Source organism: Leucobacter aridicollis, assembly GCF_013409595.1.
Taxonomy (GTDB): Bacteria; Actinomycetota; Actinomycetes; order Actinomycetales; family Microbacteriaceae; genus Leucobacter; species Leucobacter aridicollis.
Genome location: NZ_JACCBD010000001.1, coordinates 230,527 through 255,372, shown reverse-complemented (window position 1 = coordinate 255,372; position 24,846 = coordinate 230,527). Strand labels below are relative to the sequence as shown.

Below are 24,846 nucleotides of genomic sequence, written 5' to 3'. Positions count from 1 at the left end.
TTGTGACCTCAACAACGAGCCCCGACACCGCAGAAGACACAGGCAAAGGCCGCGACGGACTTCTCAATAGATCCATGCGCGTGCTCCGAGTAATCTCGACTTTTCCGCAAGGGATCGGGCTCAGCGAACTCACTCGCCTGTCAGGCGTGCCTAAGGCAACTTGCTTCCGCATCATCACCACGCTGGAAGAAGAAGGCATGTTGGTGACCGATGATGAAACGAAGAAGACGCGCATTTCGGTCGGCTCGCTATCAGTCATCGGCGGTCTGCTCACGGAAACTGGCACGCTGCGGGCGATCCGCGAGATCTTGACCAATCTGTCGAACGCTTCAGGGGAGACGACAGGGTTCGACATGCTGCAGGACAACGACATCGTGGTCCTGCTGCAGAACGTGGGCCCCTCACTTATTGGCCAGACACTCAAGTCAACGCCACGAGTGCAACCTCCGTGGCTCACCTCCACTGGCAAATCCTTGTTGTCATATCGCGACCCCGAAGTAGTACGCGAGCTTCTCGAACCGAGTTACCCGAAGGAGAACCCTTCGACGCTTGAGATGTTCATCGACACCCTCGAGCCAGCCCGTACCCACGGCTACGCCTGGCTCTATGGAGCCCTAGAACGGGACGCCGCGTCCGTAGCGGCACCCGTCCTCATTGGTGATTTGCCCCGATTTGCGATTTGGATTGGTGGGCCCACCTACCGCATCACCCCGGACACGGTTCGCAGGCTGGGGCAGCTCGCAATTGAAGCTGCTGCCCAAACCGCCAAGCTCCTCACCGCTTCCGCGCAGCTCCAGCCCTCAACTCCCGCGGATGCTTTCACCAGCCAGCGGGTCATCTTCTAGCCCAACGCGGGTGACGGCGAGTTCACGCCCTAATCGATTCCCCAGCCCAGCCAAGCCAACCCAAGCCCAGCCCCGCCCACCTCAGCCGAAGAGCACATTTCCCGCAGAAGCGCCCGAAACCTACCGCTGGAAACGGGTTCTTGTGCAGGAACACTACTCTTTCGCGGGGCGGGGTGGTGCGGCGGCAGGGCGGCCGGAAAGCACAGGGAGCGCGGGGAGCGCGCGCAGCGCAGCGCCCCGCGCCGCCCAGCCCCGACTAGATGCGGTTGCCGGTTGCGGTGTCGAACACGTGCAGGTGCGCGGGGTTCGGCACGAGGGTGACGGTCTCGCCGGCCTGCGGGTGGTTGCGGCCGTCGACGCGCGCGACGATCTGGGCGCCGTCGCCTCCGGTGGTGTGACCGTAGAGGTAGCCGTCGGCGCCGAGCTCCTCGACGAGGTCGATCTGCACGGTGAGGCCGTCCTGTCCGGGCGCCGCGAGCACGAGGTCCTCGGGGCGGATGCCGACGGTCACTGCGTTCGAGGTCGCGCCGCCGGCGGGCACCGGAACGGTGAGCGAGCCGAAGACTGCGCCCTCGGCGGTGAGCGTGGTCGGGAAGAGGTTCATCGCGGGCGAGCCGATGAAGCCCGCAACGAAGACGTTGACGGGGGTTTCGTAGAGCTCGCTCGGGGTGCCGACCTGCTGGAGCAGGCCGTCCTTGAGCACGGCGATACGGTCGCCCATGGTGAGCGCCTCGGTCTGGTCGTGGGTGACGTAGACGGTTGTGACGCCGAGGCGGCGCTGGAGCGACGCGATCTGGGTGCGGGTCTGCACGCGGAGCTTCGCGTCGAGGTTCGACAGCGGCTCGTCCATGAGGAACACGCGGGGCTGGCGCACGATCGCGCGGCCCATCGCGACGCGCTGGCGCTGACCGCCCGAGAGTGCCTTCGGCTTGCGGTCGAGGTAGTCCTCGAGATCGAGGAGCTTCGCGGCCTCGAGCACGCGCTCGGCGCGCTCTTCCTTCGAGACGCCCGCGATCTTCAGAGCGAAGCCCATGTTGTCGGCGACGGTCATGTGAGGGTAGAGCGCGTAGTTCTGGAAGACCATCGCGATGTCGCGATCCTTCGGGGCGACGTCGGTGACGTCTGAGTCGCCGATGAGGATGCGGCCCTCGTTCACCTCTTCGAGGCCGGCGAGCATGCGCAGCGTGGTCGACTTGCCGCAGCCGGAGGGGCCGACGAGCACGAGAAACTCGCCGTCTTCGATGTCGAGGCTGAGCTTGTCAACCGACGGGCGATCCGTGCCAGGGTAGACGCGAGTAATGCCTTCAAACGTGACTGATGCCATTGTTTTCCTCCACCGGCAGGTACGTGCCGGACGATCCGTAGTGGAATGACGGCAGAATCCTCCGCCGCTGCCCATCATTGGGCACAGACAGGCTAACACAGGCAAACGCCCGCCCCACCGACAGGAGGTGGGGCGGGCGTGCGGCCTCGGCGAACCGCCGGGGCCCTGCCTCTCGGTGCTACTGCGCCGCGTGCGTCCCGCGGCGAGCTGCGACGAGCAGTCCGCCGCCGAGGGCGAGCAGCAGCAGCGTCGCGCCGCCAATCCACCCGAGCTCAGCACCGGTGTTCGACAGGCCACCGCCCGTCGAGCCGCCGCCGGCGCCAGGCCCGGCGGTGCCGGGCTGCTCGCCGTCGGTGCCACCGGGGCCGCCGGTGCCCGGGTTCTCAGTTCCCGGGTTCTCGGTGCCAGGCTCCTCGGTGCCGGGATTCTCGGTGTCCCCGCCGGCCACCGTGATCGGGATCGATACTCGGGTTGCCCCGTCGCTCGTCGCGACCTCGATCGTCTGGTTGCCCTTCAGGCCGGCCGGAACGGCGAACGTGAGCGTGGCGCTTCCCGCAGCATCCCACGCGTCGGTGACCGTCGGGTCGACGGGCGCGGTCGCGACCTGCTTCCCGTCGATCTCAGCGGAGACGGACTCGGCCGGGACCTCGCCGCCAGAGAACGCGAGCGAGCTGAGCGATACGGTGACCTCGTCGCCCGCACTGTACTCGCCGTCGCCCGCGCTTGCCGCGCTCGCGCGCGCCACCTGCTGGGCCGCGGCCGCCGGCGGCGGGCTGAGCTGCACACCGACCGCGCGCTTGCCGAGGTCCGGCGTCGCTTCCTTGTTGATCGCGAACCACTCGACCATCGACTGGAGGTCAGCGCGCCCCGTGTCCTTCACGTCGGTGCCCTTGCGGAACGACACGAAGTTGTCGCCGCCGCCAGCGAGGAACGCGTTCGCCGCGACGGTGTACGTCGCGCCGAGGTCGAGCGGCTTGCCGTCGAGCGTGATCGAGGTGACGTGTGCGCCGCGCTCGCCCTCGGGGTCGTAGGTGTAGCTGAGTCCCTTCGAGAGCCCGAGCTTCAGGAACGGACGCGCCGATCCCTCTGGCTGCCACTGCTCCTCAAGGATGTCCTTCACCTGCGCACCCGTGAGCTTCAGGGTGACGAGCGTGTTCGCGAACGGCTGGACTGTCGCCGCCTCGCGGTAGGTGACGTTGCCATCCGGGTCCTTGTCGCCGGTCGACGCGTAGCTCAGGTTCGCGCGGATGCCGCCCGGGTTCATGAGCGCGATGTCGGCGTCGGTCGACCACTGGTGGACGTCGGCGACGAAGTTGCCGATCGTCGACTCGCCACCGCGGTTCTCGGTCTTGCCGTCGCTCTGGCGCGCGCGGTTGAAGTCGGCGGTGATGCTGCCGACCGAGACGCTGCCGAACTCGTCGGCAGCGGCCTTCGCCGCGTCGACGATCGCCTGCACCTCAGGGTTCGCCTCGTACTGCGGCTTCCCGTCGACGACGAGGGGCTTGATCTCGTTCGTGATCGAGATGAGCTCCTTCGATTCGCGGTCGACCTGCAGGTTCATCAGCCCGAGGTTCTCGCCGTACTGGCCTGCCGAGACGACCGGGCGGCCGTCGATGACGTGGTTGTAGGCGAGGTGCGTGTGCGCGGAGACGATCGCGTCGACGTCGTCGCCGACGCCGTTCACGATCTTGCCGAGCTGCGACTCGGGCGTGATGCTCGAGAGGTCGGCGGTCGCCGCGCCCTCGTGGACGAGCAGGATCACCACGTCGGCCTCACCGTTTGCGGCGTCGCCGTCGCGGAGCGCCGCTGCCGCCTGGTTCACGGAGTCGGTAACGCTGCGCACTTCGAGGTCCTTGATGCCTTCGGGCGAGACGAGGGTGTCGAGGTCCTCGGTAACGGCGCCGACGAAGCCGACCTTCACGCCGTCGACCTCCTTCACCCACGACGGCGCGAGCGCGGGCTCGCCGGTCTCGGTGACGAACACGTTCGCCGAGATGTATTCCCAGTCGGCGCGGGCCTGGACGCGGTCGCGCAGGTCCTCCCAGCCCTCGTCGAATTCGTGGTTGCCGGCGGCGCTCACGTCGAGGCCAGCGAGGTTGAGCGCGTCGATGGTCGGCTCGTCCTGCTGGATGAACGAGGTGAACGTCGATGCCCCGATGAGGTCGCCAGCGCCCGCAAAGATGAAGTTCGGGTTCTGGCGTTCGAACTCGGCGACGGCGCCCGCGATGACCGCGGCCCCCGCTGCCTTCCCGTCGGCCTCGATGCGGCCGTGGAAGTCGTTGATCGTCGCGATGTCGATGCTGACGGGCTGCGGCGTCGTGGTGATCCCGACGAGGATCGGATCGTGGTCGCTCGCGCGGTACGGCGTGCCTGCCTCGGCGGCGCCGAAGCCGTAGCCGCGGTCGCCCCACTCGGCAGAGTTCGCCGCCCAGATCGCGGCGCCGCCGAGCGAGTCGGCGAGCGACGGCGAGGCCAAGACGTGATCGAGCGAGCCGAGCTCGCCGTTGAAGCTGTAGCTGTACTGGCCTGCGGCGAGCGCGGGCACCGTGTCGATCCACCCCTGCGAGGTGAACTCGAACACCGGGTCCTCCTGGCCGTAGGCGTTGAAGTCGCCGACGAGCAGCATGTCTGCGCTGCCGGTCGACTGCTCGAGCTCCTTGGTGAACGCGAGGAGCGACTTCGCCTGCTTCACGCGGTCGGCGTTGAAGTGTCCCTGCCCGTCAGCGGGCTCCGCGCCCGTGCCCGACTTCGACTTGAAGTGGTTCGACACGACCGTGACGGTGCGGCCGTCGATGTCGAATGCCTGCGCGATCGGCTCGCGGGCGTTGCCCCACGCGCTCTCATCAACGATGGTCTGCGCCTCGCCCTTCGGCGTGACCGCGTCCTTCTTGTAGATGATCGCGTTCGTGATGAAGTCGGTCGTTGCGGCGTTGTGCAGCGCCTTCGGCGTCGGCACGTAGTCCCAGGTCTTGTCGCCCGTCACGGCGTTGAGGCCGTCGACGAGGTCCTTGAGCGCGGTATCGACCGGCTTGCCGAGCTTCACCGAGTTCTCGATCTCCATGAGCCCGACGATGTCGGCGTCGAGGCTGTTGATCGCGGAGACGATCTTCGACTTCTGCGTCTCGAACTGCTTCGCCGTCGTCGCGCCGCGGGCGTCCTTGTTCTCGCTCTTCAGCGTGGTGAAGTAGTTGTAGACGTTGAAGGCGGCGACGGTCGCGTCGCCTGAGACCTTCGGTGCCTCGGGGCGGGTGTTCTTCGCGTCGAAGGCCACCTTCTGCGCCGCCGGCGACGTGCTGTCGAGCGGGGTGACGGGCTGCAGCCGCCACTCGTCGAAGCCGTACTGCAGCACGAAGCTCAGGTCGGCGAAGTCGACGGCGTCGCCGTTGCGCACGACAGTGTCCGCCGTGAAGTACGGCTGCTCGCCCGGGTGGGCGTTGTTCGTCGTTTGGATCGAGTAGCCGTCGTCGAGCAGGATCCGGCTCGCGCGATTTGCCGCGGCGATCGCGTCGGCCTCGGCGCCGGGGCGCGCGGTCTCCGTGCTCTTCACCTGCATCTCGCCCGGATTCAGCCAGAGCGTCCCGTAGTTGAAGAGCTGGTGGCTCGACGCGACGAAGTAGTCACCGGTGGGCCGCACGAGCATGTTCTCGTATGCCTCGCGCTCGGCCCCGACCACGGTCGCGGGCAGCGGGGTCGGCGCGGGGAGCCCGGCCTCCTGCTTCACGAGTGCGACGTCTGCGACCTGCGCCGGAGCGATCTGCGTCTGGCCGTAGTATTCGCTCACGGCGCCGGTGACCTTGATGAGGTCGCCGATCTCGCCAGGCACGTCCTTGCCCTTGAGGTAGACGAAGATGCCGTCTGATGCGGTGCGGGGTTCCGTCTGCTCGCCGCCGGAGCCGGCGGTCTGGATGACGACGCCGTCGTAGCCGCCGACGCGGTGGTCTGCGGTGATGACGCCCTCGACGGTAACGGTCTGGCCGACGAGCGGCGACGTGTCGCCGGTGCCCTGCACCTCCGCGATGGTGCGCGTGCCCGTACCGGCGTCTGTGCCGGGGTCGGGATCGGTGCCGGGATCAGGATCAGTGCCGGGGTCGGGCGCGGTCGCTCCCGCCGCGTTCGTTGGGGTGATGTCGGCGGAGAGCGCGAAGTCAGCGGCGTTGTTGTCGGTGTCAGCCGCCTCGTTGCGGTTGAGCGACTTGACGTCGGTGTTTCCCGCGGGCGCGGCTGCGGCCGTCCCCTCGAACGTGTTCGAGGTACCGTACCCGAGTAGGTCGATCACGCCCGGAGCGCCGGCTGCTGATCCCGCGGGAATAGCGAGGGGCTCGGTGCCATCAACAAGAGCGATCGTGCCGGCAGTGCCGGCCGGGTTAAGGGTCGAGGACAGGTCCGGTGCCGGGAGTTCGCCGCCCGCGGTCCCATTGGACCCGCCCGCGACGAGGAAGTGCCCGCCCGCGGGAATCGTGCCGGTGAGCGGCGTCACGCCGCCAAACGCCCCGGTGCCTGTGGCCGGACGGTACTGCAGCGAGGTGCCGTCGAGTGTGATCGCTTCACCGGTCGGGTTGAAGAGCTCGACAAACTTCTTGGTGAACGCGGCATCGCGACTGCCGCCCGAGAGGTAGGCCTCGTTGATCACCACCCCGGAGCCGTCCGGTGCGGCGAGCGCGGGCGCGGTCCCCGTGATCCCCATACCCAGGGAAATGGCGGCGGTGAGACCGAGCGCCATCGCTCGTTCTCTCCGGCGGAAGAAGGCGTCTCCCGTTCGACTACTTGAGCCTGACTTCATGCGTACTGCACTCCTCGTTCGTGTGTGACGTGTGGCATTGGCAGGGCGCACGTCAGGTACCCCCGGCTGTGCCCCCACCCGGAGCCTAGGCAGGCATGAGCCCGGCTCGCCAGACCCGTTACCCAAAGGTCATGTGACGGCCACGTTGCTGCCCGGGCGCCGCGGGCGGCCGAAGCCCCCCGCGGCGCACGGTGCGGCGCGCGACGATGAGGCTGGCTCCACGCGGACGCGTCGACACAACTTGTCTATACCGGCTGCTCACTCCACGGGCGACGTCACCCCCTGTTCATTCCGCCAAAATCGCGCCCCACGACGGCCGCTCCGATTGTCGGGCCGAAAAAACTTTGCCAGCGGACTTGCGTTTATTTAGTTCATTAGCTTTACTAACCAATATGAAGCACGTAACGACGCGTCCCGCGGACGCCACTGCATGGGCAATGAACCCGCGCCGGGCCCGCGATCTCAGGGTGGCGGCGAAGGCCACTCCTGGCGATACGAAGCTCCACAACCGCACGCTCGTGCTTCAGACGCTCTACATCTCCGGCCCGCTGAGCCGCGCCGATATCGCGCGCACGACCCAGCTCACCAAGGTCACCATCTCCGGTCTCGTTGCCGAGCTCATCGGCGAGGGGCTCATCGAGGAGCTCGGTCAGCAGGAATCGCACCGCCCAGGGAAGCCCGCGATTCTCGTCGACCTGGCCCGCAGCTCGCACGCGGTCGTCGCGCTCGACCTCTCGGACGACAAGCTGCTCCGCGGCGCGGTCATCGACCTCGCCGGCCGCACGCTTGCCCGCGTCGAGGCGCCGCGACTCGACGCCGCCGGCACCGCCGTGACGGGAGATGCCGCGAGCGAGCTCGTCGCGGACCTCGCCGTCACGCTGCGGGACGCGAGCGAGATCCCGATCATCGGGCTCGGCGTCGGCACCCCCGGCGTCGTCGATGACGAGGGGGTCGTGCGTGTCGCACCGAACTTCGGCTGGGAGGGACTCCCCCTCAGGCGGATCCTCATGGAGCGCACCGGCCTCCCGACCTCGATCGGCAACGACGCGAACGTCGCCGCCCTCGCCGAATACAGTTTCGGCGACACGAGCGAGGACTTTGCTCTCGTCCGCATCGGCTACGGCGTCGGCGCCGGCATCATGCTCGGCGGCCGCAGCGTGCCAGGCAGCAAGTTCGCGTCGGGCGAGATCGGGCAGGTCATGGTCGGCACCGACCTCGGCATCGACGCCCCGTACGCCCGCGAGCAGGTGCTCGAGCACTGGCTCTCCGTTCCGACGCTCTCGCGGGCGCTCGCCGACGCGGGGCCCGACGGCCGCGAGGCCGTCCTCCGCGAGGCAGGAAACCGGCTCGGCGTCGCACTCGCGCCCGTCATCGGCATGCTCAACCTCGCCGAGATCGTCCTCTCGGGCCCGCCCGAGCTCGTCGGCGGCACGCTCGCGGACGCCGCGTTCGAGATCCTCACCCGCCGCACCATGCCCGACTCGCACGACACCCTCGTGATCCGAGCGAGCAGCCAGGGCGAGGACCTGATCCTGCGCGGGGCGGCCGCAATCGTGCTCCGCGAACGCCTCGGCGTGAGCTAGCCCCGCCGACCACACACTTCCAGTCACACAACACGTATCGATGAAGACACGAACCCGCGTCTCGGCCACCGCCGAGTCGCACACCGAAAGGAACACAACAATGAAGAGAAAGCTCGTTGGCCTCGCAGCAGCGGCTATGGCTTCGACTCTCGTCCTTGCCGGGTGCAGCCCGGCTGCGTCGGGTGGCGACAGCGGCAACAACAGCGACAAGACCCTGACGATGTGGGTTATTGGCGGTGACACCCCGCCCGAGCTTCGCGAGTACCTCGCAACCGAGTTCACCGAGAAGACCGGCGCGACGCTCAAGATCCAGGAGCAGGGCTGGGGCGACATCATCACGAACCTCACCACGAAGCTTCCCGATGAGAAGAACACCCCCGACGTGACCGAGATCGGCAACACCCAGTCGCCGGCCTTCACGAACGCGGGCGCGTTCCTCGACATCAGCGACATGTACGACGAGCTCGGCGGCGACAAGCTGCTCCCCTCGTTCGTCGAGGTTGGCGCCGTTGAGGGCAAGAACTACACGCTCCCCTACTACTTCGGTTCGCGCTACACCTTCCTCCGCAAGGACGTCTGGGACGCCGCAGGCCAGAACTTTAGCCCCGCGTCGCTCGACGAGTTCAACGAGTCGGTCAAGGCGATCACGAAGGCAAACCCGAAGGGCATCGACAACTTCTCGGGCTTCTTCCTCGGCGGCCAGGACTGGCGCGACGGCATCTCGTGGATCTTCGCGAACGGTGGCGAGATCGCAGAGTTCAAGGACGGCAAGTGGGTCGCGACCCTCGATTCGCCCGAGTCGCTCAAGGGCCTCGAGCAACTGCAGGATCTCTACAAGAACGCGTCGAACGCTCCGAACGACATGAAGGACGCGAACCAGTACCAGTACCTCAACGACTCCGACGAGGTCAAGGACGAAGACGGCAACGTGACCGAGGACCTCTCGCTCGCGGCAGCCACCATCATGGCTCCGGGCTGGGCGCACTGGTCGATCGGTGACCTCGTCACCAATGACAAGGGCGAGCCCGCACGCGAGTGGAACGACGACACGTTCGCAACCCTCGTGCTGCCTGGCAACGACGGCAAGCCCGCTCCGGTCTTCGCGGGCGGCTCGAACATCGGCATCTCGGCGAAGACGCAGAACCCTGAGCTCGCCAAGGATCTCATGCGCATCATCTACTCCGAGGAGTACCAGACGATGCTCGGCGAGAAGGGCCTCGGCCCGGCGAACTCGGACTACGCTGACTCGCTCGGCTCCGACCAGTTCGCGAAGGCGCTCATTGAGTCCGCATCGAACTCGAAGCTCACCCCCGCCGCTCCCGGCTGGGCCGCGATCGAGTCGAAGAACATCATGGAGGAGTTCTTCTCCAAGATCCGCGATGCGAAGGACCTGAAGCAGCTCGCTCAGGACACCAACGCACAGCTCGACGCACTGCTCAACCAGAAGTAACGTCGGCACCGGGGGCCCGCGCGACAGCTGCGGGCCCCCGTCCACACCCCACAACGTTTCAAGGAGAACCGCGATGAGCGTCGACACAGCGCCACCGGTCGGCACGGGAACACGCGAAAGCACCGCCGCGTCGGATGGCACCGCCCCGGCCCCCCGGAAGCCCCGCCGCCGCCTCGCCCCCTACATGCTGCTGCTGCCGGCAAGCATCATCGTGCTCGTCGCGATGGCCTACCCGGTGATCTGGCAGCTCATCACCTCGATGCAGCAGTTCGGGCTCGCCCAGCAGTTCGGCGCACCGCCCGAGTGGGTCTGGTTCGAGAACTACGCGACGCTCTTCGGCAACCCGACGACCTGGTTCGTCGTGCTGCGCTCGGTGCTCTTCTGCCTGGCCGCAGCCTCCGTCACCATGGTGATCGGCATCGGCCTGGCGCTCCTCATGCAGGCGGCGTCGAAGGGCGTCCGCCTCACGCTGCAGATCGCGCTGCTGCTCGCCTGGGCCACCCCGGTCGTCGCCGCGATGACCATCTGGAAATGGATCTTCGACTGGCGCCGCGGCCTCGTCAACTGGCTGCTCACGAACCTCGGACTCCCCTTCAACGGCCACAACTGGCTGCAGGAGCCCCTGAGCTTCTTCGCCGTCGCGCTCATCATCGTCGTCTGGATGAGCGTCCCCTTCGTCGCCTTCTCCGTCTACGCAGGCCTCACCCAGGTGCCCGGCGAGGTGCTCGAGGCTGCCCAGATGGACGGCGCGAGCCCGTGGCAGCGCCTCCGCCTCATCATCGTCCCGATCATCAAGCCGATCCTCGGCATCGTCATGCTGCTCCAGATCATCTGGGACCTCCGTGTCTTCACCCAAATCAAGCTGCTGCAGGACCGCGGCTCGATCGCGTCGAAGACCGACGTGCTCGGCACCTACATCTACCAGCTCGGCGTCGGCTCCTCAGACTTCGCAATGGCGAGCGCCATGTCCATCTTCGTGCTGCTGCTCACCATCGCGCTGAGCTGGGCGTACGTCCGCAATCTCATCAAGGAGGACGACGAGTCATGAGCCAGGCCTCACTCGCGGGTTCCGCACCCCGCACCACCACGATGACGGCCCCCGTCGACGTCGTCTCCGCGCGCGGCCGCCTTCGCACCGGCAAGCCGTGGCGAATCGTGCTCAACATCGTTGGCGTCCTCCTCGCCGTCGTCTGGGCGTTCCCCGTCTACTGGATGGTGAACTCGGCGATGCTGCCGAACGTCGTCCTCGAGAAGACGACCCCGACGCTCCTGCCGTTTGGCGGCTCGTTCAAGAACTTCCAGGCCGTGATCGCCGACGGCTCGTTCTTCAAGGCCCTCGGCATCAGCCTGTCGATCGCGGCCATTGTGGTCGTCGTGTGCCTCATCTTCGCGTTCCTCGCCGCGCTCGCGATCAGCCGCTTCCGGTTCAAGGGCCGCCGCAGCTTCGTGCTCGCCGTGCTGTTTATCCAGATGCTGCCCGCCGAGGGCATGTTCATCGCGCAGTACAAGCTCATGAGCAACCTCGGGCTGCTGAACTCGATCATCGGCGTCAGCATTATCTACATCGCGGCCGTCGTGCCCTTCACGATCTGGATGCTTCGCGGCTTCGTCGCCGGCATCCCCGCTGACCTCGAGGAGGCGGCGATGGTGGACGGCCTGAGCCGCACTCAGGCGTTCCTCCGCATTACGTTCCCGCTGCTCGCCCCCGGCCTGGTTGCCAGCGGCATCTACGCGTTCCTGCAGGCCTGGAACGAGTTCACTGTCGCGCTCGTGCTCCTCGACGCCGACAACAAGACGCTGCCGCTCTGGCTGCGCGGCTTCATTCAGCAGTCCGCGAGCACCGCGATCGACTGGGGCCAGGTCATGGCCGCGTCGACGCTCGTCGCGGTGCCCGTGATCATCTTCTTCATGTTCGTTCAGGGCCGCATGACGAGCGGTCTCGTGAGCGGGGCGGTGAAGGGATGAGCGAGCTTCGGCGCGACATCCTCGCCACACTCATGCCCGGTTTCGTCGGCTTCGAGCCGCCCGCCTGGCTTTCGGAGGCGTTCGACGCTGGCCTCGCGTCGGCCTGCGTCTACGGCAACAACGTGCGCGACCGCGAGCAGCTGCGCTCGCTCGGACTCGCCCTCCGCGAGCTCGCGCCGACCGCGCTCCTCGCAATCGACGAGGAGGGCGGCGAGGTCACTCGGCTGAGCTACCTCGAAGGATCGCCGTATCCTGGCGCGGCCGTGATGGGCCGCATCGACGATGAGGCGTACTCGGAGGAGATCGGTCGCCGCGTCGCGCGCGAGATCCTCAGCGCCGGCTTCAATCTCGCGCTTGGCCCGGTTGCGGACGTGAACAGCAACCCGCTCAACCCCGTCATCGGCACCCGGAGCTTCGGCCCGACGCCGGAGCTCGCGTCCCGCCACGTCGCGGCGTGGGTGCGCGGCCTCGAGGGCGAGGGCGCCGTCGCGTGCCCGAAGCACTTCCCCGGCCACGGCGACACCGGACAGGACTCGCACCACGAGCTTCCAACGGTGACCGCGTCCCGCGAGCTGCTCGGCGAGCGCGATCTGCCCCCGTTCGGCGCGGCCTTCGCCGCCGGCGCCCGCTCGGTCATGACCTCCCACATCGTGCTCACCGCGCTCGACGGGTCCGTCCCGGCGACATTCAGCCCGCTGATCCTGCAGGACCTGCTGCGCGGCGAGCTCGCGTTCACCGGCGTCGTCGTCTCTGACGCGCTCGACATGCAGGGCGCGAGCGGCGAGATCGGCATCCCCGAGGCCGCGGTGCGCGCCCTCGCCGCAGGCTGCGACCTGCTCTGCGTCGGCGTCGACACGACGCACGAACAGCTCATGGAGATCGTGGCGCACGTCGCGGCGGCCGTCGAGGATGGCCGGCTCGACGCCGACAGGATCTCCGACGCCGCAGGCCGGGTGCGCGCGCTCGGTGACGCCGCCGGCCCGCGGGCAACGGCCGTCGCCCGCGCGGACACCGGCAGCGCGCCGCGCGAGGCGATCACCCCGGCCGAGCTCGCGCGGATCGCGGATTCGTTCGACGGCGCGGCCGCCGCGCGCGAGTGGGCGCGCGACCACCCAGCCGCCGCCGTGCTGCGCGTGGACTCCGAGGCGAACATGGCCGTCGGCTTCGCGCCGTGGGGGCCGTTTGCCGCCGCAGCGCTCCCGTTCCCCGGCCAGCGCGAGCAGGCCGCGGCGTTCGGCGCGCGGACGCAGTTCGACCCGAGCGAGGCGTACCCGGCAGGCGGCGTCATCGTCATCGGCCGCGAGCTGCACCGCGCGCCGGCGGCGCTCGCCCGGATCGACGCGCTCCTCGCGGTTGGCACCCCGGTGCTCGTCGTCGAGATGGGCTGGCCGGCAGCCCCGGAGCCCGGGGAGCATGCCGCGGAGTACGCTGCACTCGCAACATACGGCTCCTCCGCCCTCGTCGGTGCGGCGCTCATCGATCTTCTCGAAAGTACCCCTTCATGACCCCCTCCCCGCGCATTGGCCTCGACATCGGCGGCACGAAGATCGAGGGCATCGCGCTCGATCCCGCCGGCGACATCGTCGCCCGCGCTCTCGTCCCCACGGTCCCAGGACCCACCGGCGTGCTCCAGGCGAGCGGCGACATCGTCGCACGCCTCATCGGCGAATCCGGGCTCGCGCGCGCGGAGTTCGCAGGGGTCGGGATCGGGATCCCAGGCCAGGTCGACCGCGCCACCGGCACGGTGCGCAACGCCTACAACATGGGGCTCTCCTCACTCGCGCTCGGCCCCGAACTCGCAGCCGCCATCGACCTGCCCGTGTCCGTGGACAACGACGTGACGGCCGCCGCGGTCGGCGCCGCGTCGATCATGCGTCTCGAGGGGACCGTCGCCTACCTCAACCTCGGAACCGGGCTCGCCGCTGGGGTCACCGTCGACGGCGCGCCCGTCCGCGGGGCCGACGGGTTTGCCGGCGAGATCGGCCACCTCGCGGTTGACCCGCGCATGCGCCCCTGCCCGTGCGGCCAGCGCGGCTGCCTCGAGACCGTCGCGAGCGGCTCAGCGCTGAAGGCCCACTGGCCCGCAGGCGGCGAGCACCCCGGTCGCACGCTCAACGCCGCGGTCGCCGCTGGCGACGCCGACGCGAAGCAGGCCCTCGAGTACCTCATCGACGGCGCAGCGCAGACGATCCGGGTGCTCGGGCTCACCGTGAACCCCGGCGCGTTCGTCGTCGGCGGCGGCCTGCGCCTCCTCGGCGCTCCCCTGTTCGACGGGATTCGTGCGCAGCTCGCCGAGTGGGCTGCGGCCTCCGAATTTATTGCGGCGCTTCGCTTCCCGGAGCGCTTACAGGTCCTTCCAGAGGGATCGCCGGCAGCGGCAATCGGCGCAGCAATTGCAGTAAATGAGTAGTCACAGTTGCGTAGACGGCTTCGCAGGGTAGCCTGTTGGTATGAGTGAACTGCGACTAGAAGAACTCTCTGCAGCGACGATCGTTGCGGTGAACACCCTTGGCCTGAAGCCCGGCCAGGAGCAGTTCATCACGCCTGTCTCCTACGCCGCAGCCGCCGCGGTCACCCCGGCGGAGAGCGCCTGGCAGCGCGTCGTGCTGCTCGATGACAAGGTCGTCGGGTTCATCCACGGTAACTTCGACCCAGACGCCCCGCAGGAGGAGTTCCGTGCGGCGCTCTGGCGGATCAACGTCGAGGCAGACGTGCAGGGCCAGGGCGTCGGCACCTTCGCGGTCACCGCGCTCATCGACGAGGCAAAGCGCCGCGAGGTCGGCCGTCTCACCGTGCTCTGGGAGCGCGGTGCCGAGGGTCCCGAAGAGTTCTTCCTGCACATCGGCTTCACTCCCGTAGGCGAAACCCCTTACGGAGAAGTCATTGGGGCAATCGACCTCTAAGTCGTTTTCTGGCGGGGCATCCCCGGGTCGTTCCGCAACCGAGCGCGGGCTCATTGTCTCGGTCATCTCGTCGCTGTGCTTTGCCGGAATCTACTTCATCACGCCCACACTCGCGCCGGCATCGGCCGAGTCCCTGTGGGGTATCCGCAACCTCTTCACGCTGCCGCTTATTCTGCTGACCCTTGCGGCGTTCCGGCAGCAGCAGCTCATCGCTGACATCTGGATCCGGCTGCGGCGACGGCCGGTGCTGATCGTGCCGATCCTGATCTGCGGGCTCCTCGTCGCCGCGCAGCTCTGGGTGTTCAGCTGGGCTCCCCTGCACGGCCGTGGCCTCCACGTCGCGCTCGGCTACTTCCTGCTGCCGCTCATCCTCGTCATCGTCGGCCGCTTCCTCTACCGTGACACGCTGCTCTGGTGGCACTGGCTCGCAGCTGGCGTCGCGGCGGTTGGCGTCGTCTGGGAGATCATTCGCGTCGGCTCGGTATCGTGGGAGACACTGCTCGTTGCGCTCGGCTACCCCGTCTACTTCGTGTTGCGCCGCGCCCTGAACATCAACCACCTTGGCGGCATGTTCTGGGAGTTCCTCGTGCTCGCGCCCTTCGCCCTGTGGCTCGTCATCGCGGAGGTCACGAACGGGCGCACCCTCGCCGAGAACCCCGCGCTGATGTGGCTCGCTCCCGCCTTCGCGCTCTGGAGCGGCTTCGCGCTGATCTGCTACCTCCTCGCCTCCCGGTTCCTGAGCATCAGCATCTTCGGGCTGATGAGCTACCTCGAGCCCGCCCTCCTCGTCGTCGCGTCGCTCCTCATCGGCGAGCGCATCGCAAGCGGCGAGTGGCCCATGTACATGGCCGTGTGGGGCGCCGTCTTGATCCTCGTCGTCGGCGGCACGGTGCAGCTCGTCCGGAGTTCGCGCGGCAAGCGCCGAGGCGGCCCGGACGCGCAGCCGCCCGGCCCGCCGGCAGGGTAAAGTGCTCGTATGGGTGAGCAGCAGGAACACGCGCCTGAGGGGCACGAGCACGGCTACATTGGGCACAAGGAAGACCTGCTCAAGCGGCTCCGTCGTGCCGAAGGCCAGGTGCGCGGCGTTCACCGCATGGTCGAAGAGGACAAGTACTGCATCGACATCCTCACGCAGGTCTCCGCGGCGACGAAAGCGCTCGAACGCGTAGCGCTCTCGCTGCTCGACGACCACCTGCGGCACTGTGTCGCCTCTGCTGCCGAGGAGGGCGGGGAGGTCGCGCAGGAAAAACTTCGCGAAGCGACCCAGGCCATATCGCGCTTCGTGGGATGATTTAAGCGCCAGGTCTCTACAGACAAGGAGCGCAATGAGCGATCAGCCCACCAATCCGACGCCCGAGTTCGACATGGCTGATGCCGGCCAGGTCGACATCACCCCCGAGATCGACGAACTCGAGGAACTCCTCGGGGGCGACGACGCCGGCGACGACTCGCCGGACGCGCCCTGGCGGCACGGCTACCCGTACGACGAGAAGCTCGGCCGCAAAGAGTACGAGAAGGCCAAACGCAAGCTGCAGATCGAGCTGCTCAAGCTGCAGGCGTGGGTGAAGGAGTCGGGCGAGAAGATCGTCATCATCTTCGAGGGACGCGACGCCGCGGGCAAGGGCGGTGCGATCAAGCGGTTCACCGAGCACATGAACCCGCGCGGCGCGCGCGTCGTGGCGCTCGAGATCCCGACCGACCGCGAGCAGACGCAGTGGTACTTCCAGCGCTACGTTGCGCACCTGCCGGCCGCGGGCGAGATCGTCATGTTCGACCGCTCCTGGTACAACCGGGCGGGCGTCGAGCGCGTCATGGGTTACTGCACCCCGCAGCAGTACCTCGAGTTCACGCGGTCAGCGCCCGATTTCGAGGAGCTGCTCGTGAACTCGGGCATCCACCTCGTGAAATTCTGGTTCTCCGTCGGGAAGGCCGAGCAGCGCGCCCGCTTCACGTCGCGGTCGCAGGACAAGGTGAAGCAGTGGAAGCTGTCTCCGACGGACCTCGCGAGCCTCGACAAGTGGGACGACTACACCCGCGCGAAGGAGGCGATGTTCTTCTACACTGACACGCCGCACGCGCCGTGGACCGTCGTGAAGTCGAACGACAAGAAGCGCGCCCGCCTCGAGGCCATGCGCTGGGTGCTCGCGAAGTTCGACTACCCGGGGAAGGACCTCGACGTCGTCGGCACGCCAGACGCCAAGATCATCGGCTCCCCCGCCGACGTCTACGACGATGGTGAGACGCCCACGGGCACCTTCCCGGTGGTCAACGGGAACTGACAGCAGCACAGCCCTGATGAGCGCCCCAGACATCGACGCCGAGGTAATGGCGCACTTTCGCGCCATCACAGACACCTCACACCTCACGTTCGTTATTGGCGCTGGTGCCTCCGCGCCGTCTGGTCTGCCCGATTGGAATACCCTCACCACACGCCTTGCTGTGCGCACGGGAGTGGTTCCTTCGGAGCACGCAGCGAGGACACTCATCGAGGCCCAGGACCCTTCATTCCTCCTCGAAGCTGCACGCACTCGAGCAGCGGAGGAATGGAGCCAGCTCGTGGGCGAAGCACTGTACTCCGGGCTCGATGGACCGCTGCGCCCCTCACCGCTTCATCTTGCAATCGCTGCGCATTACACGCAGTTCCCTCACCGCACGTCACTCGCGACGCTCAACTTTGACACCCTCCTCGAAGAAGCGCTGTTGGCCGCTGGCGTTGATGAAATCCGGGTGGCGACCTCAGCCTACGATTTCCAGAGCGCTAACGCATCGGTCGCGCATCTGCACGGCGCACTCGAATCCACAGACTACGGCGCTCATCGCAATCACGAGATGGTGGTCACGTACCGAGATTACGCGGAACTACTCGCGGAAAACTCCCCGTGGCAACTCGAGTACCTCACCCAAGCGTTGGACCGCGGACCATTGCTCCTCACGGGTTCAACTTACCGCGACCCGGATCTCCGGCATTGGCTTCACAAAGCCCTCCCGTCGAGCAGCAATCCCGCCCTCGTCACGATCGTTCGGGAGGGCCTCAGGCTGGACTCGCAAACGTTCAAGGAAGTCCGCCCCGCGCTCCAAGAACAGTGGGAGTCAATCGGCCTTTCTGCACTGACGTTGCACGATTTCTCCGACATTGCGCTCATTGTTCGCGAGCTTCCGACAGCAGGTCACTCTGGATACGTCGCGCCGAAGGGTCGAGCAATTGCCACCTTCCGAAGACACAATGAACGGTTCGCAGAACTGCAGGTCGAGTTCTCCGAGGCTCTCAGCGCTGCTGCGCGACGTCTGAAACACGTGTTTGGCAAGATGCCCGTGCGGAGCACATTTTGGTTGGCTAACGGACAGAGCGAACTCGTTCGGTGGGCGACTGCCGAAGGCCATTATCGGAGCCCTGACCAGTTCAAGCGAGTTCCCATCGGGCACGACAGCCCCTGGATTGCCGGACAAACCCTCGCTACCGAAGAAGTGCAGCTGCGAGCGGTCGATGCTCGCCAGCATTCTTCCCCAAAATGGCACTCTGTGCTTGCGATTCCCGTGTTCGTGTCGGACGGCGTGCACCCCCGCGTGTGCGCTGCGGTGCTTACCTTCGCCGTGGCACGAACGGCTAACTCCGTCGCCAGCCTTCGTGCACAATGGGCAGGCATCGCGCAGGAGCTAAGCGCAGAATGGAGCAAACGAATATCAGGCGTTGGCTTCGCAGCCTCAGCGAGTACAATGAGTGTCAAGCGAGGAGGAGATCATGGCGGAGACTAAGACAACGCAGTCACGCGGGCCCAAGGATTCGCACTACACGATTCGTCTCGCGAAAGATCCCAAGACCGGTTCTTTTGCTGCCCGGGAAACTGCCCGAAAAGGGCGTCTCGTGTTTGAGGCCAAGAAGCCCGCAGGCAAGCGCGCCGCATAACGCGCTCGCTCCCGGTCGTAAACGAGGACTGTGACAAGTGCGCTGACCATATAGCGCTGCTGGCTGAGCGCTATACGAGCTGCAGACCGTCGGCGACGACGACCCCGGCGTGCAGCACCGTGCGGTCGCTTCCGCGATCCATCATCGCGCTTGTCGTCATCGACACGTAGAGCTCTGCGAGCTCCTCGATAAGGCGCCGGCTCGTCGACTCGGATGCCGAGCCGAGTTCGTAGGCCTGCGACATCGTCACCTTGCCCTGCATGCCGAGCGTTCGGGTGCGCTCGAGGGGGCCGCAACCCGTTAGGGCAGAGGGACCTCGGCTCAGCCGCGCAGCCGCAAATCCCAACCACCCGCGTTCGGCCCACCCAATGTGATCTGCAGAAGACCTGCCCTCCTGTTCAGGAGTCGGCATTCCCGCTGCAGATCGCATGGCATAGCGCTGTTGGCCGAGCGCTGCCGACTCAGCGAGTCTTACAGTCCTGAGTAGGCGTGCAGCCCCTTGAAGAACACGTTCACGACCGAGAAGTTGAAGATCACGGCGGCGTAGGAGACGATGTTCAGCCACGCCGACCGGGTGCCGCGCCAGCCGCGCGTCGCCCGTGCGTGGATGAACCCCGCGTAGAGCACCCAGATGATGAAGGTCCAGACTTCCTTGACGTCCCAGCCCCAGTAGCGGCTCCAGGCAGCCTCGGCCCAGATTGAACCGGCGATGAGCGTGAACGTCCAGAAGGCAAAGCCGATGATCGCGAGGCGGTAGGCGAGGTCTTCCAGGCGCACCTGGTTCGGGAAGCCACCCATGAACGCGAGCGAGTTCGTCTGCCCGGCCTTGAGGTAGGTCGTTCGGCGGGCCTGCAGCAGCTGCAGTATCGAGAGCCCGAACGACAGCGTGAAGAATCCGACCGCGAGCACGGCGACAATGATGTGGATGACAAGCCAGTACGAGTCGAGCGCGGGAACGAGCGGCACGATCTCGACGTAGTAGTTCACCTTTGCGACGCCGAGGAAGACGAGCGTGAGGCCGGTGACGAGGGTGCCGAGGAACCGCAGGTCAACGAAGAACTGCACGATCAGGAAGATGCCAACGACCGAGACCGTCGCGGTGAGCGCGAACTCGTACATGTTCGCCCACGGGACGCGGTCCGCAGCGATACCGCGCAACACAGTCGCGGCGAGGTGCAGCGCGAAGCCGAGCACGGTGAGCGCAAAGCCTGCGCGCAGCCAGCGGGAGCGCGGGGCTGCGGCCGTCGCCTTCTGGCGCGGCTTCACGAGCGTGGTCGTCCCGCCCGCAGCTGCCTTCGCGCCGACCGCAGGTGCAGCGGTCGCGACCTCGGCGTCGCCGCTGCGGTTCGCGAGGTCAACCACGTAGAAGACAAACGCGATCGCGTACACGATCATGCCTGAATACAGCGCGATCGTTGAGTAGGTTTCAAGCTCGGTCAGCACAATTCCTCAGGATACTCCGTGTACCGGATCGCTCGCTGAGAGTATGGCTGGCCAGAAACCATCCCTGAGCGGATCGCATGAGCGGCCGCCAAACTGGGCTGCGCGGCAACGCCACCGGCACCGCGCGTCGAAGCTGTGCCGCATGCAACGCCGAGCGCGAGGGCGTCGGCGAGCGTGTCACCGCGCAATAGCCCGGTCAGCGTTCCGGCAGCAAGAGTGTCCCCCGCTCCCACAGTGTCGAGGACCTCCCCCGGGAGGTCGGGCGTCTTGACTGTGATCTCTCCTCTTTGTGTCACTGCGACTGCTCCGTCGGCCCCTAGCTTTGCAATAATCACTCCACCGGGCGGCATCTGAGAGAGGGCCGCCCGCGCAGCAGCCATAAGATCCTGTTTGCCCGTGATACCACAGAGTTCTTCGTCGTTACCAAAGAACACATCGGTGTGCTGCAAGAGTTCAAGAATCCCGGAGTCCCAACGCTCTGTCGGATCAAAGTTCCCGTCGAGCGAGGTGCGCAGGCCTCCCGCGCGCGCTCGCCGAAACAGCTCGACCGCGCCACCATTATGCAGCGCATGCTGTAAGAAGTAACTACCGATGTGCAGTCCAGCTGCCGCAGCGAGCATCGCGTCCGACACGTCTGCGTTTGTTGTCATGCCAATCGTGCCAAGCGATGTCAGAATCGTGCGATCGCCGCCTGGCCGCGTGAGATGCGTGGAGGCACCCGTTGGGATCCCGTCGTGTACGCTCACATGCTGCTGGCCAACACCGCGCAGCTTAAGCTCGTCGCGCAGGAATAACCCAAACATATCGTCGCCTCGCGCGCTCACCAGCTCGGTTGGTAAACCGAGCGTGGCCGCGCCGCACGCAGTGATCGCTGAAGAGCTCCCCATTGTCAAGGTCGTCGCCGGTACTATCTGCTCGTGTTGCCCGAACCTCAGCTCCCCGCCGCCGAGATCTACGACAATGTCGACGCACAGTTCGCCGACCACCAGCAAAGATGCTGGCCTCAGCTCAACAGCCACTCACACCACACTCCTTCAAGGCCGACACCCGATCGCTCTGCCCAAGTCGCCACAGCAGCAGAGGCCGCTGTAACTGCTCGGTCTCGCGCGTCCACCCCCCGATCCGAACCGCGAAGAGTGACGAGCACCCAGTGCCCGCTGGACTTGAGGGGACCACTGCGCGCGCTGTCAACGTAGGGCGTCTCGAGCACAATCACGTCCCCTGCCCCGAGATCGAGCGCACCTGCAACTGCTTCGGCCACGCTTTGGCTTGGGGCCGCCGGCCAGGTCGCCGGCATACTCAGGGTAATGACCGGCATTACTCTACAACCAACACTGAGCGGTTCAGGTGAGGTGGAGTATCGGGGTCACGTCCTACAACCTCGGCGAGTTCGACCGCGAGGCGATGAGCCAGTGGGAGATTTGCCTGCGCATCAAGCGCGTTTGAGTAGATCTGTGCTCCGGTCGCGGCAATCTTCGCCACGACTTTCTCGGGCACCTCGTCGAGGAACCAGACAAGCGACCCCTCGCCAGCGCAGGAGATCGGCCCGTGCTCGTACTCCCAGACCGAATAGGCTTCGGTCCAAAACCCCGCAGATTCTCGAACCTTCAGAGCCGCCTCATGGGCAAGCCCCACAGACCAGCGGTGCCCGAGGAACACCACCTGGCGAACAGCGCCGGGCGCCATAGGTAGCGCGGCCGCGAGCGCCGCGTGGGCATCGTCAATGAGCGTGCTGGGTACAAGCCCGAGCGAGTTGCGGAGCGCGGTCAGGCCAGTCGTCGCGAATCGGGTCTGCACGACTGATTGTTCGTCAGCGAAGCCGAGATCGACGACCCTGCCCTCGCACAGCCGACCGAGTTCCGTATCGAGGCCCCCGAGCAGCGCCGTGATGCGATGGGTATCCCGGTATTTCTCAACCAGTGCGATCACGTCTGCCGTGGTGCCGGAGCGAGAAATGACGACAATATGCTCGTCGTCGTCCACCCAGTTGAGCTCCCGGGGTATCGCTGCACGCGTCCGGCCAAGCCCGGCATCATTGCGCAGGTAGGCATACGCGTCACCCATGTAATACGAGGTGCCGCACCCCAGCACGAGGACTCTCTCACCCGGCTGCGGGAGAAGTGCATTGAACTGCGCGGCGTGACTGAGCGCTTCTGTCCAGATCTCAGGCTGGCTGGTGAGTTCGGCCCGCGTCATTGCTCCGCGAGCAGGGGTGGCGTTGTTCATAAAACACTTCCTGAAGGTCGTTTCGGGCCGGCAACTTCGCCGACACCGTGATCAGATTCAATCAGAAATGAGCACGAAATGGAAGTTATTGACTAATTGGCATAAAATGTTGAATACTTCAACGCAAGCCGAAATGCGACGTCGCAGAGCCGCGACGCGCCCCTCGGTCAGAGACAAGGAGCGTCATTTTGAAGAAGCGATCACAGCGGGCCGTCCAGGCCGTTGGCCTGTTTACCGCGAGTGCAATGCTGCTCTCGGGGTGCGCAGGCTTTGGTGGCGGCTCAGCGGAAGACGAGGGCAGTCTGACGTTTACCGCCTGGGGTAGCGAAGCCGAGGAAGCAGAATTCCGAGACCTGATCTCGCAGTTCGAAGCCGAGAACGAGGGCGTGAGCGTCAAGCTCAATCTCGTGCCCTACGACCAGATGTTCTCAAACATCGACGCGCAGCTCTCAGCGGGCAATGCACCAGACGTGTTCCGCGTGGACTACGGCAACCTTGGCGTCTATTCGAGCCAGGGGCAGCTGCTCGATCTCAGTGATGCGTTCTCCGCAGACGAGATTGCCGAGTTCACTCCGGCCATGTGGGAGGCTGTCTCGTTCGAGGGCACCCCGTACGGTGTTCCGCACCAGACCGACGTGTCGGCCCTGCTCGTCAACACCAAAATGCTTGCCGACGCCGGAATCGACACCGCGTCCCTCCCACAGACCCAGGAAGACGCTTGGAGCTGGGAAGAATTTGGCGACGTCGCCACCCAGCTGCGCGCTAGCCTGCCAGAGAACCAGTACCCCTTCGTCTATAACTGGCAACTCGCCGGCGCTGCGCGCTGGCTGAGCTGGCTCTTCCAGGCTGACGGCACGTTTACCGATGGCTCGAAGGCGACGATCGACTCGGCAGAAGGCGAACGGGCACTTGAGTTCACCAAGAGCTTCTTCGACCAGGGGTGGGTCCCGCCGGCCAGTTCAACGAAGGGCACGGTCTACGCAGACTCGCTGTTCACCGAGGGAACCGCAGCAATGACCTTTGCCGGCTCCTTCCTCGTGCCTGACATCGATTACCTCACCAAATTCGACTGGACCGCGCTACCGATGCCCCGCGACGAGCGCGGAGCGACCGATCTGGGCGGCAACGCGCTTGTGGCAAGCAAGGACTCGAACAATCCGGAGCTCGCCGCTGAATTCCTGAAGTTCATGGTGTCGGAAGAGGCGATGGCTCAGTTCTGCGCGGCGACCAACGAGCTTCCAACTCGCACGGCACTTTCAGGCGACGCGATTGAGTTCGCGGTTCGCCCCGACATCATGCCCGTGTTTGTTGATCAGGCCGCGACGATCGAGCCGAGCGACGTGAAGCAGCTCACCTCGCCCGTGATGGCCGCCGTGAACACGGCGCTGCAGGACCAACTCGAAGCAGCGTTTGTCGGTGGGCAGAGCACTACTGAGACTCTCGCCAACCTCAGCGCAGCCATCGAGGAGGCGGCGAACTAATGACTCAAGCAACCGTTCGGGCCCGGAGGCCGCGCTCTGTCGCGTTACGGGCCCGAATGGGGCGCACGTCGCTCCGATCACGCGAGGGCCTCGCAGGCTGGCTCTTCATCACACCAAACCTCATTCTGCTCGCACTCTTCTTGTTTGTCCCCATCGTGTGGGCCGCGATCCTCTCCTTTCAAAGCACGAAGGGGTTTGGCACCCCTGAGTGGGTCGGGCTCGCGAACTATTCGCAGCTGATGGCCGACCCGGTCTTTTGGCGCAGCCTCGGCAACACGGCAATCTTCACGCTGGCGACGGTTCCATTCGAACTGATCGGCGGACTCGCTCTGGCGGTCCTGCTGAACTCAGTGCTCCCCGCGCGCGGCCTGTTCCGCACGATCATCGTGCTCCCCATGGTCATCTCTGGCGTCGCCTCGGGTATGGTCGCAGTGCTGCTGTTCTACGAATCGAACGGCCTCGTGAACAAGGTCCTCACCGCCATTGGCCTCGATCCAGTGGGCTGGCAGTCCGAAGGCGGCCCGGCAATGATGTCAGTCGTGATCGCTGCGATCTGGCTCCGGCTTGGCTTCAACATGATCATCTACCTTGCGGGCCTGCAGGGCATCTCTCCCGAGCTCTACGAGGCGGCAAAGATTGATGGCGCGAGTCGCTGGCAGCAGTTCCGGGCGATCACTGTGCCGCTCGTGGGGCCGTCGACGTTCTTCTTGCTCATCATGAACGTCATCGCCTCGTTCCAGGTCTTCGACATCATTTTTGTCATGACCGGTGGCGGCCCGCAGGACTCCACTTCCGTGCTGGTGACATATGCCTACCGCAACGGATTCCAGATTCGCGAACAGGGTTACGGTGCCGCGATCGGCATCGTCATCCTGCTCATCACGCTCGCATTCACGTTCATTCAGTGGAAGAGCAACCGCAACCGAGACCTCGTGGAGTGAC

At 66.1% G+C, this 24,846-nt stretch carries 20 protein-coding genes; 14 read left to right on the top strand and 6 right to left on the bottom strand.

Annotated elements, in window-relative coordinates:
- Window positions 1-2: 2 nt before the first annotated feature.
- Window positions 3-845: an IclR family transcriptional regulator gene (locus BJ960_RS01130; protein ID WP_185985911.1), complete on the top strand. Its 843-nt coding sequence runs from the start codon at window positions 3-5 to the stop codon at window positions 843-845.
- Between the two features lie 256 nt (window positions 846-1,101).
- Here the strand turns inward: BJ960_RS01130 and BJ960_RS01125 are convergent, their stop codons facing one another.
- Together BJ960_RS01125 and BJ960_RS01120 are read right to left on the bottom strand one after the other, a co-directional pair.
- Complete coding sequence (locus BJ960_RS01125; RefSeq protein WP_185985910.1) at window positions 1,102-2,169, bottom strand: ABC transporter ATP-binding protein; 1,068 nt, start codon at window positions 2,167-2,169, stop codon at window positions 1,102-1,104.
- 178 nt (window positions 2,170-2,347) lie between these two features.
- The gene (locus tag BJ960_RS01120) at window positions 2,348-6,949 is read right to left on the bottom strand and encodes an ExeM/NucH family extracellular endonuclease (RefSeq protein ID WP_185985909.1); all 4,602 of its coding nucleotides are present in this window, start codon (window positions 6,947-6,949) and stop codon (window positions 2,348-2,350) included.
- A gap of 392 nt (window positions 6,950-7,341) precedes the next feature.
- Here BJ960_RS01120 and BJ960_RS01115 point away from each other — a divergent pair, with 392 nt between their 5' ends.
- The 11 genes from BJ960_RS01115 to BJ960_RS01065 all read left to right on the top strand — a co-directional run bounded on the left by BJ960_RS01115 (window position 7,342) and on the right by BJ960_RS01065 (window position 18,603).
- Window positions 7,342-8,532: an ROK family transcriptional regulator gene (locus BJ960_RS01115; RefSeq protein WP_185985908.1), complete on the top strand. Its 1,191-nt coding sequence runs from the start codon at window positions 7,342-7,344 to the stop codon at window positions 8,530-8,532.
- Between the two features lie 100 nt (window positions 8,533-8,632).
- Window positions 8,633-9,982: an extracellular solute-binding protein gene (locus BJ960_RS01110; protein ID WP_185985907.1), complete on the top strand. Its 1,350-nt coding sequence runs from the start codon at window positions 8,633-8,635 to the stop codon at window positions 9,980-9,982.
- Window positions 9,983-10,166: 184 nt separating this feature from the next.
- Window positions 10,167-11,030: a carbohydrate ABC transporter permease gene (locus BJ960_RS01105; RefSeq protein WP_237463752.1), complete on the top strand. Its 864-nt coding sequence runs from the start codon at window positions 10,167-10,169 to the stop codon at window positions 11,028-11,030.
- Window positions 11,027-11,947: a carbohydrate ABC transporter permease gene (locus BJ960_RS01100; protein ID WP_372430604.1), complete on the top strand. Its 921-nt coding sequence runs from the start codon at window positions 11,027-11,029 to the stop codon at window positions 11,945-11,947. The genes BJ960_RS01105 and BJ960_RS01100 overlap by 4 nt, the downstream gene beginning before the upstream one ends.
- Window positions 11,944-13,452: a glycoside hydrolase family 3 protein gene (locus tag BJ960_RS01095; RefSeq protein WP_185985905.1), complete on the top strand. Its 1,509-nt coding sequence runs from the start codon at window positions 11,944-11,946 to the stop codon at window positions 13,450-13,452. Before BJ960_RS01100 ends, BJ960_RS01095 begins: the two co-directional genes overlap by 4 nt.
- The gene (locus BJ960_RS01090; RefSeq protein WP_185985904.1) at window positions 13,449-14,357 is read left to right on the top strand and encodes an ROK family protein; all 909 of its coding nucleotides are present in this window, start codon (window positions 13,449-13,451) and stop codon (window positions 14,355-14,357) included. Before BJ960_RS01095 ends, BJ960_RS01090 begins: the two co-directional genes overlap by 4 nt.
- A gap of 40 nt (window positions 14,358-14,397) precedes the next feature.
- Window positions 14,398-14,850, top strand: coding sequence for a GNAT family N-acetyltransferase (locus tag BJ960_RS01085; protein ID WP_121074129.1), 453 nt, complete (start codon window positions 14,398-14,400; stop codon window positions 14,848-14,850).
- On the top strand, window positions 14,831-15,817 hold the full coding sequence (gene rarD / locus BJ960_RS01080; RefSeq protein WP_185985903.1) for an EamA family transporter RarD: 987 nt from the start codon (window positions 14,831-14,833) through the stop codon (window positions 15,815-15,817). The genes BJ960_RS01085 and rarD overlap by 20 nt, the downstream gene beginning before the upstream one ends.
- Before the next feature lie 9 nt (window positions 15,818-15,826).
- Window positions 15,827-16,141 carry a metal-sensitive transcriptional regulator gene (locus BJ960_RS01075; protein ID WP_185985902.1) on the top strand — a complete coding sequence of 105 codons (315 nt, stop codon included), beginning with the start codon at window positions 15,827-15,829 and terminating at the stop codon, window positions 16,139-16,141.
- 34 nt (window positions 16,142-16,175) lie between these two features.
- Window positions 16,176-17,129, top strand: coding sequence for a polyphosphate kinase 2 (ppk2, locus tag BJ960_RS01070; protein WP_185985901.1), 954 nt, complete (start codon window positions 16,176-16,178; stop codon window positions 17,127-17,129).
- A gap of 16 nt (window positions 17,130-17,145) precedes the next feature.
- The gene (locus BJ960_RS01065; RefSeq protein WP_185985900.1) at window positions 17,146-18,603 is read left to right on the top strand and encodes an SIR2 family protein; all 1,458 of its coding nucleotides are present in this window, start codon (window positions 17,146-17,148) and stop codon (window positions 18,601-18,603) included.
- A gap of 221 nt (window positions 18,604-18,824) precedes the next feature.
- Here the strand turns inward: BJ960_RS01065 and BJ960_RS16425 are convergent, their stop codons facing one another.
- The 4 genes from BJ960_RS16425 to BJ960_RS01045 all read right to left on the bottom strand — a co-directional run bounded on the left by BJ960_RS16425 (window position 18,825) and on the right by BJ960_RS01045 (window position 22,423).
- The gene (locus BJ960_RS16425) at window positions 18,825-19,016 is read right to left on the bottom strand and encodes a hypothetical protein (RefSeq protein WP_202229207.1); all 192 of its coding nucleotides are present in this window, start codon (window positions 19,014-19,016) and stop codon (window positions 18,825-18,827) included.
- A 209-nt stretch (window positions 19,017-19,225) separates the two neighbouring features.
- Window positions 19,226-20,149 (bottom strand): c-type cytochrome biogenesis protein CcsB, encoded by a 924-nt coding sequence (gene ccsB / locus BJ960_RS01055; protein ID WP_185988087.1) that lies wholly within the window; start codon window positions 20,147-20,149, stop codon window positions 19,226-19,228.
- 41 nt (window positions 20,150-20,190) lie between these two features.
- The gene (locus tag BJ960_RS01050; protein WP_185985899.1) at window positions 20,191-21,216 is read right to left on the bottom strand and encodes a carbohydrate kinase family protein; all 1,026 of its coding nucleotides are present in this window, start codon (window positions 21,214-21,216) and stop codon (window positions 20,191-20,193) included.
- A 298-nt stretch (window positions 21,217-21,514) separates the two neighbouring features.
- On the bottom strand, window positions 21,515-22,423 hold the full coding sequence (locus BJ960_RS01045; RefSeq protein WP_185985898.1) for an SIS domain-containing protein: 909 nt from the start codon (window positions 22,421-22,423) through the stop codon (window positions 21,515-21,517).
- 188 nt (window positions 22,424-22,611) lie between these two features.
- Between BJ960_RS01045 and BJ960_RS01040 the strand changes: the two genes are divergently transcribed.
- Both BJ960_RS01040 and BJ960_RS01035 read left to right on the top strand, forming a co-directional pair.
- Window positions 22,612-23,904 carry an ABC transporter substrate-binding protein gene (locus tag BJ960_RS01040; RefSeq protein WP_185985897.1) on the top strand — a complete coding sequence of 431 codons (1,293 nt, stop codon included), beginning with the start codon at window positions 22,612-22,614 and terminating at the stop codon, window positions 23,902-23,904.
- 56 nt (window positions 23,905-23,960) lie between these two features.
- Window positions 23,961-24,845, top strand: coding sequence for a carbohydrate ABC transporter permease (locus BJ960_RS01035; protein ID WP_185985896.1), 885 nt, complete (start codon window positions 23,961-23,963; stop codon window positions 24,843-24,845).
- Window position 24,846: the final 1 nt, after the last annotated feature.

Excerpts from the sequence above, each read along its gene's own strand:
- BJ960_RS01125 (WP_185985910.1), bottom strand. The coding sequence starts at position 2,169 with ATGGCATCAGTCACGTTTGAAGGCATTACTCGCGTCTACCCTGGCACG.
- BJ960_RS01120 (WP_185985909.1), bottom strand. The coding sequence starts at position 6,949 with ATGAAGTCAGGCTCAAGTAGTCGAACGGGAGACGCCTTCTTCCGCCGG.
- BJ960_RS01115 (WP_185985908.1), top strand. The coding sequence starts at position 7,342 with ATGAAGCACGTAACGACGCGTCCCGCGGACGCCACTGCATGGGCAATG.
- BJ960_RS01110 (WP_185985907.1), top strand. The coding sequence starts at position 8,633 with ATGAAGAGAAAGCTCGTTGGCCTCGCAGCAGCGGCTATGGCTTCGACT.
- BJ960_RS01105 (WP_237463752.1), top strand. The coding sequence starts at position 10,167 with ATGCTGCTGCTGCCGGCAAGCATCATCGTGCTCGTCGCGATGGCCTAC.
- BJ960_RS01100 (WP_372430604.1), top strand. The coding sequence starts at position 11,027 with ATGAGCCAGGCCTCACTCGCGGGTTCCGCACCCCGCACCACCACGATG.
- BJ960_RS01095 (WP_185985905.1), top strand. The coding sequence starts at position 11,944 with ATGAGCGAGCTTCGGCGCGACATCCTCGCCACACTCATGCCCGGTTTC.
- BJ960_RS01090 (WP_185985904.1), top strand. The coding sequence starts at position 13,449 with ATGACCCCCTCCCCGCGCATTGGCCTCGACATCGGCGGCACGAAGATC.
- BJ960_RS01085 (WP_121074129.1), top strand. The coding sequence starts at position 14,398 with ATGAGTGAACTGCGACTAGAAGAACTCTCTGCAGCGACGATCGTTGCG.
- BJ960_RS01075 (WP_185985902.1), top strand. The coding sequence starts at position 15,827 with ATGGGTGAGCAGCAGGAACACGCGCCTGAGGGGCACGAGCACGGCTAC.
- ppk2 (WP_185985901.1), top strand. The coding sequence starts at position 16,176 with ATGAGCGATCAGCCCACCAATCCGACGCCCGAGTTCGACATGGCTGAT.
- BJ960_RS01065 (WP_185985900.1), top strand. The coding sequence starts at position 17,146 with ATGAGCGCCCCAGACATCGACGCCGAGGTAATGGCGCACTTTCGCGCC.
- BJ960_RS16425 (WP_202229207.1), bottom strand. The coding sequence starts at position 19,016 with ATGCAGGGCAAGGTGACGATGTCGCAGGCCTACGAACTCGGCTCGGCA.
- ccsB (WP_185988087.1), bottom strand. The coding sequence starts at position 20,149 with ATGATCGTGTACGCGATCGCGTTTGTCTTCTACGTGGTTGACCTCGCG.
- BJ960_RS01045 (WP_185985898.1), bottom strand. The coding sequence starts at position 22,423 with ATGAACAACGCCACCCCTGCTCGCGGAGCAATGACGCGGGCCGAACTC.
- BJ960_RS01035 (WP_185985896.1), top strand. The coding sequence starts at position 23,961 with ATGGGGCGCACGTCGCTCCGATCACGCGAGGGCCTCGCAGGCTGGCTC.